Origin of the sequence: Kitasatospora sp. MAP12-44 (assembly GCF_029892095.1) — a bacterium.
Taxonomy (GTDB): Bacteria; Actinomycetota; Actinomycetes; order Streptomycetales; family Streptomycetaceae; genus Kitasatospora.
Genome location: NZ_JARZAE010000004.1, coordinates 6994495 through 7010088 on the forward strand (window position 1 = coordinate 6994495; position 15594 = coordinate 7010088).

Below are 15594 nucleotides of genomic sequence, written 5' to 3' on the forward strand. Positions count from 1 at the left end.
AGCGAGATGAGTACCAGTCAGACCCCGGCCGCCGCCTTCACCGAGCTGGTCAACCTCGCCTCCCGCCTGCTGGGCGCCGGCGTGGTGGCCACCAACGAGGACACCTTCGCCGACGCGGAGAACCTCCTGGTCGCCAAGGCCGCCGAGTTCCGCGCGCACACCTTCGGCCACAAGGGCCAGATCATGGACGGCTGGGAGAGCAAGCGCCGGCGCGGCGTCAGCGCCGAGCAGCCGCACCCCACCGACGAGGACCACGACTGGGCGATCGTCCGGCTCGGTGTGGCCGGCCGGATCCACGGCGTGATCGTGGACACCGCGCACTTCACTGGCAACTACCCGGAGTCCGGCTCGGTGCAGGCCGCCTCGATACCCGGCCACCCGTCGGTCGAGGAGCTGGACGGCGCCGAGTGGACCGATCTGGTCCCGCGCACCGCGCTGCAGGGCGACACCGCCCACGCGTTCGAGGTCAGCGACCCGACCCGCTACACCCACGTCCGGCTGAACATCTGGCCGGACGGCGGCGTGGCCCGCCTGCGGGTGCACGGCGAGGTGCTGCCCGACCCGCGCGACCTGGACGGCCTCACCTTCGACCTGGCCGCCCAGGAGTACGGCGGCGTGGCCGAGGCCGCCTCGGACCGCTACTTCTCCTCCCCGCACAACCTGAACTCTCCCGGTCGCGCCTCCGTCATGGGCGACGGCTGGGAGACCCGGCGTCGGCGCGACAAGGCCAACGACTGGGTACAGATCGCCCTGGCCGGGGGCGGCGAGGTCCTGGCCGCCGAGGTGGACACCACCCACTTCGTCGCCAACGCCCCCGGCTGGGCCGACCTGGTGGGCTATGACGCCACCTCCGGTGGGGACCCGTCCACCGACCCTGACGGCTGGTTCGAGATCCTGCCGCGCACCCGCCTGCAGCCCGACACCCGCCACCGCCTGCGCCTGGACGTAGGCCGCCCGGTCACCCACGTGCGGATCAACGTCTACCCGGACGGCGGCCTGGCCCGGCTGCGGCTGACCGGCCGGCTCACCGAGGCCGGCCGCGCCGCCCTCGCGCTGCGCTGGTTCAACGCGCTGCCCGCCGCCGAGGCCGTCCAGGCCCTCACCGAGGCCGGCCTGACCGGCGCCGAGGCGACCACCCTCGCCACGGCCCGTCCGCTCGCCGCCCCGGCCGAGCTCACCGCCGCCGTGACGGCCCTGCAGCCCGCCGACGGCCCCGACGGCACCGAGACCTCCCGCCGGGCCGCCGCGATCTGGCGCCTGCTGGGCGTCTGAATTCTTCTCTCCACGCACCGCCTCTCTTTCCGAAGGACCGCTATGTCCAAGATCCTGACCACTGAGTCCGGCGCCCCCATCGCCGACAACCAGAACTCGGCCTCCGCCGGCGAGTACGGCCCGCTGCTCATCCAGGACCAGCAGCTGCTGGAGAAGCTCGCGCGCTTCAACCGCGAGCGCATCCCGGAGCGCGTGGTGCACGCCCGCGGTTCGGGCGCGTACGGCTACTTCGAGGTCACCGACGAGGTCTCGCAGTTCACCCGCGCCAACTTCCTTGCCTCGGTGGGCAAGCGCACCGAGGTCTTCCTGCGCTTCTCCACCGTCGCGGGCAACCTCGGTTCGAGCGACGCGGTGCGTGACCCCCGCGGCTTCGCGCTGAAGTTCTACACCGAAGAGGGCAACTACGACCTCGTCGGCAACAACACCCCGGTGTTCTTCATCAAGGACCCGATCAAGTTCCCCGACTTCATCCACTCGCAGAAGCGCGACCCCTTCACCGGGATCCAGGAAGCCGACAACGTCTGGGACTTCTGGGCGCACTCGCCCGCCTCGACGCACCAGATCACCTGGCTCTTCGGCGACCGCGGCATCCCGGCCTCGTACCGCCACATGAACGGCTACGGCTCGCACACCTACCAGTGGGTCAACGAGGCGGGCGAGGCCTTCTGGGTCAAGTACCACTTCAAGACCAACCAGGGCATCCGCTCGCTGGACGGCGCCCAGGCCGCCGAGGTGGTGGGCTCCGACGCCGACAGCCACCAGCGCGACCTGCACCAGGCCATCGAGCGCGGTGTGTTCCCGTCCTGGACCCTGTACGTCCAGCTGATGCCGGTGGCCGAGGCGGCCGACTACCGCTTCAACCCGTTCGACCTCACCAAGGTGTGGCCGCACGCGGACTACCCGCTGCAGAAGGTCGGCCGGCTGGTCCTGAACAAGAACCCCGAGAACGTCTTCGCCGAGGTCGAGCAGTCGGCCTTCTCGCCGAACAACTTCGTTCCCGGCATCGGCCCGTCCCCGGACAAGATGCTCCAGGGCCGGCTCTTCGCCTACGCGGACGCCCAGCGCTACCGCCTCGGCGTCAACCACACCCTGCTCGCCGTCAACGCCCCCAAGGCGACCGAGGCGAACAACTACGGCCGCGATGGCTTCGCTGCGGTCAACAAGTCCGGCCGCGGCAAGAACTACGAGCCCAACTCGTACGACGGCCCCGCCCAGACCGACAGCGCGCTGGCCGCGCCGGTGGCCCTCAACGGCCACACCGGCACGTACACCACCCCCGCGCACACCAAGGACGACGACTTCTTCCAGGCGGGCGAGCTGTTCCGCGTGATGTCGGCCGGTGAGCAGGAGCGCCTGATCAACAACATCGCGGGCTTCCTGGCCCAGGTGACCCGCGACGACATCGTCGAGAAGAACCTCGCGCACTTCCACGCCGCGGACGAGAACTACGGCCGCCGCCTGGAGGCCGCCGTCGCCAAGCTCCGCGCCGGCGACGAGGCCTGACCGCCTCGCTGAGGACTCGCTCTCGCTGAGGGCTCTCGCTCGCTGAAGACTCTCTGACGCACCCTCGGATGGACCCTCCCCTCGGACAGTGGGGAGGGTCCATCGCATTTCCCGCTCCCCGTACCGCAGGCGGGGTTCCTCTGAGATCATCGGGATCCGCGGATCCCGGAGCGTGTCGAGGAGGTGGCGCATGGACAACGGCGGCGACGACGGCGAGTCGGCGCAGCACCAACGGCTCTGGCCGTCGGGCTCCTACCTCAACCTGCTGTCCGCGCGAGCCCGCCAGGCGGTCCTGGCGGAGGGAGCGCTGTACGCCTACGAACCCGGCGACCTGCTGCTCCGGGAGGGGGACCAGGCCGCCCACCTGCTGCTGATCCTGAGCGGCCTGGTCAAGGTGACCGGAGTGACGGCCAACGGGCACGTCACGCTGCTCACCATCCGGGCGGCGGGCGACCTGGTGGGTGAGCTCGGCGTCCTGGACGACCGCCCGCGCTCGGCCACCGTCACCGCGGTCGGCCGGGTCACCGCCCGGGTCATCACGCACGACGCCTTCGTCGCCCTGTTCCGGCGCGAGCCCGAGGTGGTGATGGCGCTGATGCGTTCGCTCAGCTTCAAGCTGCGCTCGGCCAACCGGGTGCGAGTGGAGCAGGCGGGCTCCCCGGTCTCCGTGCGCCTCGCCCGGGCGCTGGTCGAGCTGGCCGCCTCGTACGGGGAGGCGCTGGGCGAGCACGTCGCGATCACGGTTCCGCTGAGCCAGTCCGACCTGGCGGGGCTGGTCTCGTCCTCCGAGGCCGCAGTGGCCAAGGCGCTGCGCCAGCTGCGGGAGAGCGGCGTCATCGAGACCGGCTACCGCCGCCTGCTGGTCCGTGACTTGGACGCACTGGAGCAACTGGCCGCGGAGTGAGCGCTGCTGAGCGCGTGCTGAGCTCGGCTACGTCGAACGCACGCCTGCGCGGTAGACGAAAGCAGGCGGGAGCAGCGGGCTACCACCCCCGCGGCTCCGCCTGCGTGGAACGCCGGACCGGGCTCGGCAGCGAACACCAGTGACGACCTGACCAGGCTAGACCTCCGGTTCGGGCCAAGACTCTGTCGTTCTACAGGTTCTGAGCGCCTTTCGCGCCTGCCGCACTGCTCGCCGGCAGCCCTGGAGTCGGCGGCGGCCCCGCCCTACCGTGGAGGTCGGATCGCCGCCGACGGCACCCGCGACGCCTCCTACCAAGGCGTCGGCCGGCGGTCGTGATCCAGGGCTCGGCAGCTGACAACTTCAAGGAGGCGACGTGCAGTCGGATGTGTGGCCGGTGCTGGTCGGCGGGATCGTGGTCCTCGCCGCACTGGCACTGGCGGCTTTCGCGGTGGCCCGGATGAGCCGGACCGCCCCGGTCAAGGCAGCGGTGGTGATCACGGCGCTGGCAGGCTTCCTGGCCGCGCTGCCGCCGCTGATCGCGGCTTTCGCCGCGTTGCGGAGCTAGCGCGGTGAGCAGCACGGAGCAGTCGTCCCCCGGCCCCGCGGTGGCGCGGCTGCCCGTGCTGCTGTCCCGCCTGTCGACCGCCCCGTTCGACCGGCTCGCCGAACTGGGCCTTCCGGTGGAGGACTTCGTGATCGCCGGCAGCGCGCCGTTCTATCTGCGCGGGCTGCGCGAGGAGATCTCCGATCTCGACATCGTGGCGCGCGGGCTGGCCTGGCAGCGTGCCATGGAGCTGGGCAGACCGCAGCCGGCTCCGTACGGGGGGACGAGGGCGATCCGGCTGGTCGACGGCCGGTTCGAGGTGCTTGACGGATGGTTCCCGGAGCTGTTCGGCGATGTCGGGCAGTTGCTGGCGCGGGCGGAGCCGATCGGCGCTCTGCGGTTCCTGACCATGGCCGACACGGTCCGCTGGAAGCGGTGGCTGGACCGGCCCAAGGACCGCGCGGACCTCCAACGGCTGGCCCGGGGGCGCTGAACGCGCGCGGCGGCGCCGGGATTCGGCTGTGCGGGGTCCGGGCAGCTGCGTCTGGCATATGCCAATCGGCCAATACCCGTCACCTGCGGGAATCTCTTGCGACCAGGGGGTGTGGACGGCACGTCATGGATAGGCTGAGGGTGGTAGCTCGGGAGCGGAAAGGGGAGGCCGATGCCGGCACACGGCCAGGGTCGTCAGATCATGCTCGACCAGGGTGAGTCCGGGCCGCACGCCTCCCTGCGGCGCGCCCTGCGGCTGCTGGAGGTGGCGGACCGGCACTCCTGCGGCGCCACGCTCGGCGACTTCGTCCGGGAGACCGGGCTGCCCGCGGGCACCGTCCGCGAGTTGACCACCGTCCTGGCCAACGAGGGCTATCTGCAGCCCTACGACGGCGGCTGGGTGCTCGGCGGCACCTTCGCGATGCTCGGCCAGTCCAACCGCGAGCAGCTGATCCGGATCAGGCTCAACCACAAGCTCGCCGAGCTGCGCGACGAGTTGGGCGCCGCCGTCTACTTCAGCCGGTACTACGACGGCGAGTTGACGGTGGAGGCGGTCGCCTTCGGCGAGGACGCGCCCGCGGTGCACGAGTGGGTGGACTTCAAGGCCACCGCGCACGCCAGCGCGATCGGCAAGTGCCTGCTGAGCCAGCTCGACCACGACGGCCGCCTCGACCACCTCTCGCGGCACCCGATCGCCCGGCTGACCTCGCGCACCATCACCGACACCGAGCAGCTGATGCACCGGCTGGAGCGCCAGCCCTCCACCGTCCCGACGCTGGACCTGCAGGAGTACGCGCTCGGCACGGTCTGCGCCGCCGTCCCGGTCATCGCCGGCAGCACGGTCGGCTGCCTGGCCATGTCGATGCCGGTCGACAACGCCCACCGGCTGCGGGCCGCCGCCGAACTGCTCTCGGAGCGGGCGGCGCCGCTGATGCTGGCCATGGCGGTCTGACCATGGTGGTCTGATCAAATCGGGTGCTCCGTGGCCGCGTTGTCCCGGGCGCGGCGACCAGGTCGAGTAACTTCGGGGCGGGGGTTTCCCGCTGACTGGAGGTTTCTCGGTGAAGCTCGGCCTGCACTACTGGAACTACTCGACCCCGACCGACCCGGCCCGGATCGCCGGCACCCTGGCCCGAACGGCGCGGATCGCCGAGGAGTCCGGGATCTCGGCGTTCACCGTGATGGACCACTACTTCCAGATGGAGATCCTCGGCGGGTCCGCCGAGGAGCCGATGCTGGAGGCGTACACCACGCTCGGCTACCTGGCCGCCGTCACCGAGCGGATGACGCTCGGCGTGATGGTCACCGGAGTGATGTACCGTCACCCCGGCCTGCTCGCCAAGATCGTGGCCACCCTGGACGTGCTCTGCGGCGGTCGCGCCCGCTTCGGCATCGGCGCCTCCTGGTACGAGCGGGAGCAGCGCGCGCTCGGGGTGCCGGTGGTGCCGGTGAGCGAGCGCTTCGAGCGGCTGGAGGAGACGCTGCAGATCTGCAAGCAGATGTGGAGCGAGGACAACGGGCCGTACCAGGGCCGGCACTACCAGCTCGCCGAGACGCTGTGCGTGCCCGGGCCGCTCAGCCGGCCGTACCCGCAGATCGTGATCGGCGGCGGGGGAGAGAAGAAGACCCTGCTGATGGTGGCGCGGTACGGGGACGCCTGCAACCTCTTCGCCAGCAGCCCCGAGGAGGTGGCGGCCAAGCTCGACGTGCTGCGCGCGCACTGCGCCGACGAGGGCCGGGACTACGACTCCATCACCAAGACCGCGATGGCCGTCGGACCCTTCCTCGATGACGTCGACGGCTTCCTCGCCAATGCCGAGCGCTACGCGCGGCTCGGCATCGACGAGTTGGAGGTGGCGCCGGACCGCGATCCGGTGGAGTTCGCCGAGCTGCTCGCCGAGCGCGTCGTCCCCCGGATCGCCGCGATCGGCTGAGGCCTAGCTCTGCTTGGTCACTCCTGGTCGAGGGCGTCCAGGCGGGCCAGTTCGTCCGCCGAGAGCCGCAGGGTGCCGGCGGCGACGTTCTCCACCAGGTGGTCCGGGTTGCCGGTGCCCGGGATCGCCAGCACGTGCGGGCCCTGCGCCAGCGTCCACGCCAGTCGGACCTGCGCGGGGCTCGCGCCATGCGCCCGCGCGATCGCGAGCAGTTCCTCGCTCTCGGTGGTCTTCGTGCCGCCTTCGCGCCCGGCGCTGGCGATCGCGAAGAACGGCACGAACGCGATGCCCAGCTCGCCGCAGGTCCGCAGCAGGTCGTCCGAGTCCGCGCGCCGGGAGTCGACGCTGTACCGGTTCTGCACGCAGACCACCGGAGCGATGGCCCGGGCCTCGGCGAGCTGCTCGGCGTTGATGTTGGAGACGCCCAGGTGGCGGATGAGCCCGGCCTCGCGCAGGTCGGCCAGTACGCCGAAGCGCTCGGCGATCGAGGCGCTCCCGAGGATCCGCAGGTTCACCACGTCGAGGTGGTCGCGGCCGAGCTGGCGCAGGTTCTCCTCGACCTGGCCGCGCAGCTGCTCCGGTCCGGCGTGGTGCCAGTCGCCCGACGGGCCGCGGCCGGGACCGACCTTGGTGGTGATCACCAGGTCGTCCGGGTAGGGGCCGAGCGCGCTGTTGATCAGCTCGTTGGCGGAGCGCAGCGGCGAGAAGTAGAAGGCCGCGGTGTCGATGTGGTTGACGCCGAGCTCGACGGCGCGGCGCAGCACCGCGATGGCCTGCGCGCGGTCGCTCGGCGGGGCGTTCTCGGCGAACGCCGGGCCGTGCTGGGTCAGCCGCATCGCGCCGAAGCCCAGCCGGTTGACGTCGAGGTCGCCGAGCCGCCAGCTGCCGGCGGCGGTTGCGGTCGCGGTCGCGGTGGTGTCCTTCATCGGGAAAGGCCTTTCGTGGAGGTTTTTGTGGACGTCTTCGTGGAGGTTTTCGTGGAGGGGGTGGAGTTCAGGCGGCAGGAGCAAAGGCGGGGCGCGACTGCTCGGCCCAGCCGGGCGCACCCCAGGTGATGCAGAGCAGGCCCAGCGCAGAGGGCGTCGCGACGTCCGCCAGACCGCTGCTCAGCCGGGAGACGCCCGAGTACTGCCCCTGCGCGTGCGCCGGCGCAAGGCTGTAGCGGAGCTCGAACGAGGCGGCGGTTGCCGTCGATCCCGCGACTCACCCGGACCTGCAGGTCCCGCAGCGCGGTCCACCGCCCGCTCCCCGGCGGCTCCTGGACGGGCCGCAGGGAGGGCAGCCGGTAGGCGATGGCCGCGGTGACCAGGAAGCTGAGCGCGTTGCCCAGCACCAGGCACCGGTAGGCGGTGCGGGTGTCCAACTGGACGACGAGCGCGGCCAGTACGGCCCCGATGCTGCCGGCCAGGTTGACCGCCGCGCAGCAGCGGCGCCTTGGCCGCCGCACTGGCCGAGCCGGCCAGCTCGGTGAGCGAGACCACGAGGACGAACAGCCAGAACGACTGAACCAGCACCAGCGCCGCCATCGCGCCGGCCTGGACCGTCAGCGTCAACAGGTAGACCTCACGCGGGCCGCGCCGGTCGGCGAGCCACCCGACCGGGATCCCGGAGAGCAGGCCGACCAGCGCGCCGACGCCCATCCCGGGCGGGTGAAGAACAGCGCGGCGCTCACCATGAACACCGCGCTGCCGACCTGGTTGACGAAGCTCGCCAGCGCCAGCGTGCGCCGAGGCCCGCGTTCGGGCACCAGCCCACCGGTGACCCAGCGGGACGACTTGTGCGACAGGCCATTAGGTGCTAAGATCGCCTCAGAAGGCTTGTGGTTCCCCGTGGTTGACATGTCGACAGGATAGCGGCCTGAGTTTCGGCCCGTCTAGTCCGTGATCACGCCCACTTCATTGCGACTCTGCGCATGGCGTCGATTCAGCGCGTCGCTCATAGCGTGCGCGTGCGAGGTGATAGGCCGCACGCAGCAGTTCACAGGTCGCCGCTTCCGTGCGCGAGCCCGGGTTCACCACTGCCAGCCAGCCCACGGTGCCGTAGACGGGGTGCGCAGTCACAGTGTCGACGGCGCTGGGGTCGACCTCGGTGGTGGCTGCTTCGCGTGGTGCGTGACCGGTCCACCGAATGAACGGTTCCTTCCCGGCGGAGATGTTCACGCGAAAGGTGCCCGGGCGGTCCAGACCTGATGCCTCGTCGCCGGGGTAGTTCTTGGTCACGACTGTCGCGAACGGCTGGCTCATAGTCGGGGTGACGCCGTCAGGTGCGTAGGAGAAGAAGGTGTCGCCCCAGCTGATTTCCGGCGAGCCGTCACCGGGTGCCGGCCTGATGGCCAGGACACCATCGAGGCCCTCCATGAAGCTGATGATCTCGTCTATGGTCATGTGCTCAAGCGTTGCATTGAAGTCCTAGTGGAGACTTCGAGCCTAAGACCCAGGGGATTCAGGGGATTCAAGATGTCAGGTCTCAAATCGGGTGACATGCGCACCGTCGATGTCGCACGGCGTGCCGGGTGCTCCGTCCAACAGGTTCGCAATCTTGAACGCGACAGTGTGCTTCCGGCTGCGACGCGCACAGCCACGGGCTACCGGATCTATGGAGAGATACATCTCCAGTCCGCGCTGGCCTACCGGGCACTCGCGGCAGGCACGGGTCCGACCGAGGCCAAGAAGATCGTTCGGGCCGTTCACCAGTACCCCGCCTCGCAGCTGATGCTCGCCCTTCTCGATGCGGCGCACGCCCGACTCGACACAGAGCGCACGGAACTGAGGCTGGCCAAGGAGGCCGCCCGGGCAATCTCCAGCGAGCCGATCGAAGACGTACGTGCATCGGACTCGATGAGCGTCTCCGAACTCGCCGCCGCTCTCGGCGTGCGCCCTTCGACGTTGCGGTACTGGGACGCGGAGGAGCTTGTCGTCCCCGACCGCGACCCCGCGCGCGGTACGCGCCGATACACACCCGCCCAAGTCCGGGATGTACGGATCGTTCACCAACTGCGCAAGGCCGGCTACCGCATCGCACCCCTTCGGGCCCTGATCCCGGAGCTACGGCGCGCCCGCCGATCGGAGGATGTCGCCTCCGCGCTGGCTGCCAGAGACGCCAGCATCGCGGCCCGCTCCAAAGCCCTCCTCGACGGCGCTGCCGCGCTCAGCGCTGTGCTCTCACTGGCAACCTCAGCACCCCACATGTCCGGGGCCGACACATCCAGTCGCCACCCACCAGCGACACCTACCTGATGCATGGAACGTCGGACCCGCCGACTTCCTGAACGTACGACAGCCCCACGGGGCGGCAACCTACTTGGGCGGAGAGGGCAGGATTCGAACCTGCGTGGGCCGCAAGGACCCGACCAGAGCCAAAGCCCCGGCCCCCGATAACCGCTCCGGGCACCTATCCATGCTCGCCCGCCCTGTTCACGGGAACAACTGTGCCAGCCACCCCTGACACCTACCTGACGCCCGGAACGTCGGACCCGCCGACTTCCCTGAACACACGACAGCCGCCCCCCGGGGTGGTGACGCACTTGGGCGGAGAGGGCAGGATTCGAACCTGCGTGGGCCGCTAGGACCCGACCGGAGCCGAGGCCCCGGTCCCCGATAAACCGCTCCGGGCACCTATCCATGCTCGCGGTCCGGGCTTCCGCCCGTCCCGTTCACAAGAAGAACTCTGCCAGCCGGCGCTGATGCCCGACTGACCGTCGCCTGACGCGTGGGACGTCGGGCTGGTCGATTTCCTGTGAACGCGCGGCAGTCGCCCCGGGGGAGTATCTCCCTGGGGCGGCGATGTGTTTGGGCGGAGAGGGCAGGATTCGAACCTGCGTGGGCCGCTAGGACCCGACCGGAACCAAAGCCCCGGTCCCCGATAAACCGCTCCGGGCACCTATCCATGCTCGCGGTCCGGGCTTCCGCCCGTCCCGTTCACAAGAAGAACTCTGCCAGCCACCGCTGATGCCCGACTGACCGTCACCTGACGCATGGGACGTCGGGTCGGTCGATTTCCTGTGAACGCGCGGCAGCCGCCCCGGGGGAGTATCTCCCTGGGGCGGCGATGTGTTTGGGCGGAGAGGGCAGGATTCGAACCTGCGTGGGCCGCAAGGACCCGACCGGAGCCGAGGCTCCGGTCCCCGATAAACCGCTCCGGGCACCTATCCATGCTCCCGGTCCGGACTTCCGCCCGTCCCGTTCACAAGAAGAACTCTGCCAGCCGGCGCTGATACCCGACTGACCGTCACCTGACGCATGGGACGTCGGGCTGGTCGACTTCCTGCGAACGTACGGCAGCCGCCCCGGGGGAGTATCTCCCTGGGGCGGCAACCTACTTGGGCGGAGAGGGCAGGATTCGAACCTGCGAAGGCCACAAAGACCCGACCGGAGCCGAAGCCCCGGCCCCCGATAAACCACTCCGGGCACCTATCCATGCTCCCGGTCCGGGCTTCCGCCCGTCCCGTTCACAAGAAGAACTCTGCCAGCCACCGCTGATACCCGACTGACCGTCGCCTGACGCGTGGGACGTCGGGCTGGTCGACTTCCTGCGAACGTACGGCAGCCGCCCCGGGGGAGTATCTCCCTGGGGCGGCAACCTACTTGGGCGGAGAGGGCAGGATTCGAACCTGCGAAGGCCACAAAGACCCGACCGGAGCCGAAGCCCCGGCCCCCGATAAACCACTCCGGGCACCTATCCATGCTCCCGGTCCGGGCTTCCGCCCGTCCCGTTCACAAGAAGAACTCTGCCAGCCACCGCTGATACCCGACTGACCGTCGCCTGACGCGTGGGACGTCGGGCTGGTCGACTTCCTGCGGACGCGCGGCAGCCGCCCGAGGGGAACAATCTCCCGGGGCGGCAACCTACTTGGGCGGAAAGGGCTGGTCCCGTTGAGGACGAGGGCGGCGCGGGCGATGTCGCCGATGCGGGTCGGGCTGAGCGTGACGTGCTTGCTCGGACTGGCCCTTGGTAGTGGTAGCCGGTGGCCTGGGAGGCGCCGGCGTTGCGGGCCGAGCAGTGCACGCAACCGCGGTCGCGGAAGCAGCGCAGCACCAGCACGGCCTGCCGAAACGGTCCCAGCGTCCGGGGAGCGTCTGGGAGTTCCCCAGCAGGTGAGCGAGGAACTCCACCACATGGCGCGGGACGTCGAGCGTGGCGACATGGGTGACCAATGTGCAGCCTCTGGTTGCTACGGACATGATCTTGGCGGACCTGTCCTACCGGGGGCTTCACGAGATGGCTCGGTGCCCAGTGGATCTCAGAGCCGGGGCGTGCCCTGCTGGCCGAATCCGCGGTCGGTCGCGCTTCCGACGCAGTACCGTGGCTCGGTGGATGAGATGCCAGCCCCGACGGCGGGTATGACGATCAGCGTTCGGATGCGCCAGGACGTAGTGATCGTCGATCCGGAGGGCAGCCGAGGACATCTGCGATGTCTATGACGCTGTGTGGGCTCTGCTGGACCGATTCGGTCGGCTCGCAGCCGACGCACCAGCGTCCGCCGGACTCCCCGGCTAACGGATTCCGGACTGCCCGGACGGACTCTCACCTGCGGGCGAGTGCAAGCACATCGTGCTGAACGATCCGCAACCACTACAGGACTACGGCTGTTTCATGCCCGAGGGGTATGACCCGTTCGCCGTCCCGCCAGGGGTGTGATGCCGTCCACCGCGACAGGCTGCCTGACGTATGGGCCGGTCGACTTGGGCGGAGAGGGCAGGATTCGAACCTGCGTGGGCCGCAAGGACCCGACCGGAGCCGAGGCTCCGGTCCCCGATAAACCGCTCCGGGCACCTATCCGTGCTCCCGGTCCGGGCTTCCGCCTGTCCCGTTCACAGGAAGAACTGTGCCAGTCGGCGCTGATACCTGGCTGACCCCCATCTGACGCGTTCCGTCAGTGCAGGCCGACGACCGGTGGTTCGTTGCTGGTGCCGTCTTCGGAGACGATGGTGAACCGGTTGCCGGCGGAGACTGAGAGGTCCACCGGCAGGTACGAGACGCCGCCGTTGATGCCCAGGCTCGTGGACCGGTGTCCCATGGCGACGTCGATCCGGGACAGTGTGTTCTGGGTCAGTGCCCAGATTCCGGTGCCGGCGGGATCAACCGCGAGGCCGATCGTCTGGTCGTCCAACCCCGCTGTCCACTGCTTGCTGCCGTCGGCGAGCGAGTAGGCGACCAGGCGACCGGTGGCGTTGCGGTTGATGCCGTTCTTCGACCGGCTGAAGGTGACGTCGTTCGGCTTCTCGGCCGGCACGATGAGCAGGTCACCGACGACCAGTGCGCTGTACAGCGGGCGGGCGGTGAAGGATGCGAACGAGTCGGTGGATCCGCCGAGGAGGATGTCCAGGTCGTACTCGTCACCGGAGACGGGAATCGAGGAACGCAGGTGGCCTGCTTGGTCGTAGCTGAGCACGGCGTGCGTACCGCGCTCGCCGTTCTCGTCGACCCACAGGGTGAGCGGGGCGGTGGAGAGCACGGCCAGGTCGTTCAGCCCGTTGGCGGTCGGCAGCGCGACCTGCGTCTGCTCCCTGCCGTCCTGCGCCGCCAGGGAGCGCAGCACCGGGGCGGCGGAGCCGCAATCCGCGACGGTCACCACGGAGTTCGCGCCACCAGCGCCACCCGCGCCGCCACCACCAGCGCCACCCGCGACGCGCAGCGGTGTGCAGCCGGGGGCGGGGGCGCTGCGCCAGGCCGCCGAGCCGTTGGCCAGGTTCAGTGCGCGCCAGTCGGTGTTCTCCTGGAGGACGGCGCTGTCGCCCGCGATGGCGAGCACGCCGGCTGCGGCCGAGTCGCCGGAGCGGGCCGGCGCGTCCAGTTGGGCCGTCCAGCGGGCCGTGCCGCTCGACAGGTCGAGCGCGACCACGGCGGCGCACGGCTGGTCGAGGCCGGCGTGGCCGATCAACCCGATGCCGTGCCCGGTCTCGCGGCTCATCGCGCAGACGGAGTCCTCGCCGGGCGGAGTCCAACGCCAGGCGACCTCGCCGGTGGCGCTGCGGTACGCGACCACCTGGTCGGGACGGGCCCGGATCACGAGGTCACCGCTGGTCCAGCTGCCGACGGCGCGGACGTCCGTGGGCCGGTCGAGCGGAGCCTTCCAGCTGGGGCCCAGGCCCGCGCCGGCGAAGAGGACGAAGACGCCCAGGCCGACCAGCGCACCGACGGCGATCGAGGGCAGGCCCAGGCGCGGACGGATCAGCGCGACGACAAGACCGGCGCCGCTGACCATCAGTCCGAGGATGCTGATGAGCCCGAAGGCCTCGAGACTGACCCCTCCGTAGCCGTAGTCCGACCCGAGGAGCGAACCCAACCCGAGCGTCCCGAAGAAGGCGCCGAACAGTCCGCCGGTGATCACCAGCTTGACGTCCCCACCCTTGCTGAACCACGCCCACACCGATCCGCCGGACCTGTCGGACCTGTCGGACCTGTCGGATCTATCGGTCCGGTCGCTCGGCTCCCCCGTCATCACTGCTCACACCCCCGGGACACGTCGGCCGCCCGGTGGCGCCGACCTCGGATGATCATGGCAGAGTCCGTCAAGATCCGTAAGAGGGTGGGGTGTTGGCAGCGCGGTGCGGACGCGGCCCTGCGGAGCAGGCCCGCGCCCGCCGGTTCTCGCGAGGTTCCGGCTGGGCTACTCGTCCATGGTGATGGCCTGGACCGGGCAGCTGCGGACCGCCTCGCGGGCCAGCGGGTCGCCGGCGCCGTCCTCCTTACCGGGGATCAGGGTGCCGAAGCCGTCGTCGTCCTGGGTGAACACCCCGGGCGCGATCAGTGCGCACTGTCCAGCGCCGATGCACGTGTCCGAATCAATTGTGATCTTCATCTGTGAACTCCCATCCGGTGACGTCGGTCCCGGCTGCGGAAAACGATCAGTCCGGGACCATCGGAGTCTAGGGAGCCGAGTGATGGGCCGTCAGGGGATTGGTGTGATCAACGCCGGCGATGGGGTCCATTCGCGCTATTAGACTAGTTGTCGATAAGAATGGCCGAAACCCTTGTGGAGCGTCGTACCCGCCAGTAGTTTGAACTGCGCCCATCACCCCCGCAGGTCAGGAGGGTCCCCATGTCCGGTACCGCCCACGAGGTGCACGACAACCTCGTGCTGGAACCGCGCGACGTGCAGTTCGACTGGTCGCGGCTTCCGCTGCACTGGATCCCGGACGAGCCGTTCGCCACCCACACCATCAACGTGCTGCACCTGCTGCTCCCCGAGGGCGAGCGGTGGTTCATCCGGGTCTTCAAGGAGGCCCTGCCGATGATCAGGGACGAGCAGCTGCGCGAGGAGGTGCTCGGCTTCATCGGCCAGGAGTCAATCCACGCCGAGGCGCACCAGGGGGTGCTGGAGCACCTGATGACGCAGGGGCTCGACCCGCGGCCGTACGTACGGCAGATCAGCTGGCTCTTCCAGCGGGTGCTCGGCGAGAAGCCGGGGCTCAGCGCCCGCCAGCGGCGGGAGAACATCATCGAGCGGGTGGCCTTCGTGGCCGCGATCGAGCACTTCACCGCGTTCCTCGGCGACTGGGCGCTCAACTCGCCCGGCCTGGACCGCGCGAAGGCCGACCCCACGATGCTGGACCTGCTGCGCTGGCACGGCGCGGAGGAGGTCGAGCACCGCAGTGTGGCGTACGACCTGATGGTCCACCTGGACCCGGGCTATCTGCGCCGGGTGCGCGGCATGCTGGTCTCCGGACCGCTGCTGGTGCACCTGTGGGTCCGCGGGGTGCGCTTCCTGCTGGCGGCCGATCCCACGCTGGACGGGCGGATCAGGCCCAGCTGGCGCGAGGCGCACGCGACCGCGCGGCGCGGGATGCTGCCCGACCCGGTGCGCTCGCTGCGCTCCGGTCTGCGCTACCTCAAGCGCGGCTACCATCCCACCCAGGAAGGATCCAGCGCCCAGGCGCTGAGCTACCTCGCCACCTCCCCGGCCGCCCGTGCCGCCGTTGCCCGCTGAGCCCCGGAGCGCCCGA

The 15594-nt window shown here is 70.0% G+C and carries 14 protein-coding genes and 7 tRNA genes; 10 read left to right on the forward strand and 11 right to left on the reverse strand.

All coding sequences use genetic code 11. From position 1 onward, the window contains the following. Positions 1-6 precede the first annotated feature (6 nt). The 7 genes from alc to P3T34_RS31900 all read left to right on the forward strand — a co-directional run bounded on the left by alc (position 7) and on the right by P3T34_RS31900 (position 6649). Entirely contained in the window at positions 7-1272 is a 1266-nt protein-coding gene (alc, locus tag P3T34_RS31870; RefSeq protein WP_280669510.1) for an allantoicase, read from the forward strand. A 42-nt stretch (positions 1273-1314) separates the two neighbouring features. After that, the gene (locus tag P3T34_RS31875; RefSeq protein WP_280669511.1) at positions 1315-2775 is read left to right on the forward strand and encodes a catalase; all 1461 of its coding nucleotides are present in this window, start codon (positions 1315-1317) and stop codon (positions 2773-2775) included. A gap of 190 nt (positions 2776-2965) precedes the next feature. Continuing rightward, on the forward strand, positions 2966-3679 hold the full coding sequence (locus P3T34_RS31880; RefSeq protein ID WP_280669512.1) for a Crp/Fnr family transcriptional regulator: 714 nt from the start codon (positions 2966-2968) through the stop codon (positions 3677-3679). Positions 3680-4052: 373 nt separating this feature from the next. Further along, complete coding sequence (locus P3T34_RS31885) at positions 4053-4244, forward strand: hypothetical protein (protein ID WP_280669513.1); 192 nt, start codon at positions 4053-4055, stop codon at positions 4242-4244. A 4-nt stretch (positions 4245-4248) separates the two neighbouring features. Then, entirely contained in the window at positions 4249-4716 is a 468-nt protein-coding gene (locus tag P3T34_RS31890; RefSeq protein WP_280669514.1) for a hypothetical protein, read from the forward strand. Between the two features lie 201 nt (positions 4717-4917). Then, positions 4918-5667: an IclR family transcriptional regulator C-terminal domain-containing protein gene (locus tag P3T34_RS31895; protein WP_280672515.1), complete on the forward strand. Its 750-nt coding sequence runs from the start codon at positions 4918-4920 to the stop codon at positions 5665-5667. A gap of 109 nt (positions 5668-5776) precedes the next feature. Next, on the forward strand, positions 5777-6649 hold the full coding sequence (locus tag P3T34_RS31900; protein WP_280669515.1) for an LLM class F420-dependent oxidoreductase: 873 nt from the start codon (positions 5777-5779) through the stop codon (positions 6647-6649). Between the two features lie 17 nt (positions 6650-6666). On the opposite strand, the gene P3T34_RS31905 is transcribed toward P3T34_RS31900, so the two are convergent. Then, the gene (locus P3T34_RS31905) at positions 6667-7575 is read right to left on the reverse strand and encodes an oxidoreductase (protein WP_280669516.1); all 909 of its coding nucleotides are present in this window, start codon (positions 7573-7575) and stop codon (positions 6667-6669) included. Between the two features lie 429 nt (positions 7576-8004). Between P3T34_RS31905 and P3T34_RS31910 the strand changes: the two genes are divergently transcribed. Then, entirely contained in the window at positions 8005-8502 is a 498-nt protein-coding gene (locus P3T34_RS31910; protein WP_280669517.1) for a hypothetical protein, read from the forward strand. A gap of 42 nt (positions 8503-8544) precedes the next feature. On the opposite strand, the gene P3T34_RS31915 is transcribed toward P3T34_RS31910, so the two are convergent. Next, positions 8545-9033: a DUF6194 family protein gene (locus P3T34_RS31915; RefSeq protein ID WP_280669518.1), complete on the reverse strand. Its 489-nt coding sequence runs from the start codon at positions 9031-9033 to the stop codon at positions 8545-8547. 96 nt (positions 9034-9129) lie between these two features. Between P3T34_RS31915 and P3T34_RS31920 the strand changes: the two genes are divergently transcribed. Beyond that, positions 9130-9885: a MerR family transcriptional regulator gene (locus P3T34_RS31920; protein WP_280669519.1), complete on the forward strand. Its 756-nt coding sequence runs from the start codon at positions 9130-9132 to the stop codon at positions 9883-9885. Between the two features lie 69 nt (positions 9886-9954). On the opposite strand, the gene P3T34_RS31925 is transcribed toward P3T34_RS31920, so the two are convergent. The 9 genes from P3T34_RS31925 to P3T34_RS31965 all read right to left on the reverse strand — a co-directional run bounded on the left by P3T34_RS31925 (position 9955) and on the right by P3T34_RS31965 (position 14450). Next, positions 9955-10045 (reverse strand) — tRNA-Gln (locus tag P3T34_RS31925). Positions 10046-10177: 132 nt separating this feature from the next. Beyond that, positions 10178-10269 (reverse strand) — tRNA-OTHER (locus tag P3T34_RS31930). A gap of 173 nt (positions 10270-10442) precedes the next feature. After that, positions 10443-10534 (reverse strand) — tRNA-Gln (locus P3T34_RS31935). 173 nt (positions 10535-10707) lie between these two features. Next, positions 10708-10799: transfer RNA gene (locus tag P3T34_RS31940), tRNA-OTHER, on the reverse strand. A 173-nt stretch (positions 10800-10972) separates the two neighbouring features. Continuing rightward, positions 10973-11064: transfer RNA gene (locus P3T34_RS31945), tRNA-Arg, on the reverse strand. 173 nt (positions 11065-11237) lie between these two features. After that, positions 11238-11329: transfer RNA gene (locus tag P3T34_RS31950), tRNA-Arg, on the reverse strand. A 1006-nt stretch (positions 11330-12335) separates the two neighbouring features. Beyond that, positions 12336-12427: transfer RNA gene (locus P3T34_RS31955), tRNA-OTHER, on the reverse strand. A 94-nt stretch (positions 12428-12521) separates the two neighbouring features. Further along, the gene (locus P3T34_RS31960) at positions 12522-14018 is read right to left on the reverse strand and encodes a PQQ-binding-like beta-propeller repeat protein (protein ID WP_280669520.1); all 1497 of its coding nucleotides are present in this window, start codon (positions 14016-14018) and stop codon (positions 12522-12524) included. A 240-nt stretch (positions 14019-14258) separates the two neighbouring features. Beyond that, on the reverse strand, positions 14259-14450 hold the full coding sequence (locus P3T34_RS31965; protein WP_280669521.1) for a ferredoxin: 192 nt from the start codon (positions 14448-14450) through the stop codon (positions 14259-14261). A 240-nt stretch (positions 14451-14690) separates the two neighbouring features. Between P3T34_RS31965 and P3T34_RS31970 the strand changes: the two genes are divergently transcribed. Beyond that, on the forward strand, positions 14691-15578 hold the full coding sequence (locus tag P3T34_RS31970) for a metal-dependent hydrolase (protein ID WP_280669522.1): 888 nt from the start codon (positions 14691-14693) through the stop codon (positions 15576-15578). Positions 15579-15594 lie beyond the last annotated feature (16 nt).

What these genes read in the sequence shown, in the direction of transcription:
- alc (WP_280669510.1), top strand. Translation starts at nt 7, where the DNA reads ATGAGTACCAGTCAGACCCCGGCCGCCGCCTTCACCGAGCTGGTCAAC.
- P3T34_RS31875 (WP_280669511.1), top strand. Translation starts at nt 1,315, where the DNA reads ATGTCCAAGATCCTGACCACTGAGTCCGGCGCCCCCATCGCCGACAAC.
- P3T34_RS31880 (WP_280669512.1), top strand. Translation starts at nt 2,966, where the DNA reads ATGGACAACGGCGGCGACGACGGCGAGTCGGCGCAGCACCAACGGCTC.
- P3T34_RS31895 (WP_280672515.1), top strand. Translation starts at nt 4,918, where the DNA reads ATGCTCGACCAGGGTGAGTCCGGGCCGCACGCCTCCCTGCGGCGCGCC.
- P3T34_RS31905 (WP_280669516.1), bottom strand. Translation starts at nt 7,575, where the DNA reads ATGAAGGACACCACCGCGACCGCGACCGCAACCGCCGCCGGCAGCTGG.
- P3T34_RS31915 (WP_280669518.1), bottom strand. Translation starts at nt 9,033, where the DNA reads ATGACCATAGACGAGATCATCAGCTTCATGGAGGGCCTCGATGGTGTC.
- P3T34_RS31920 (WP_280669519.1), top strand. Translation starts at nt 9,130, where the DNA reads ATGCGCACCGTCGATGTCGCACGGCGTGCCGGGTGCTCCGTCCAACAG.
- P3T34_RS31965 (WP_280669521.1), bottom strand. Translation starts at nt 14,450, where the DNA reads ATGAAGATCACAATTGATTCGGACACGTGCATCGGCGCTGGACAGTGC.
- P3T34_RS31970 (WP_280669522.1), top strand. Translation starts at nt 14,691, where the DNA reads ATGTCCGGTACCGCCCACGAGGTGCACGACAACCTCGTGCTGGAACCG.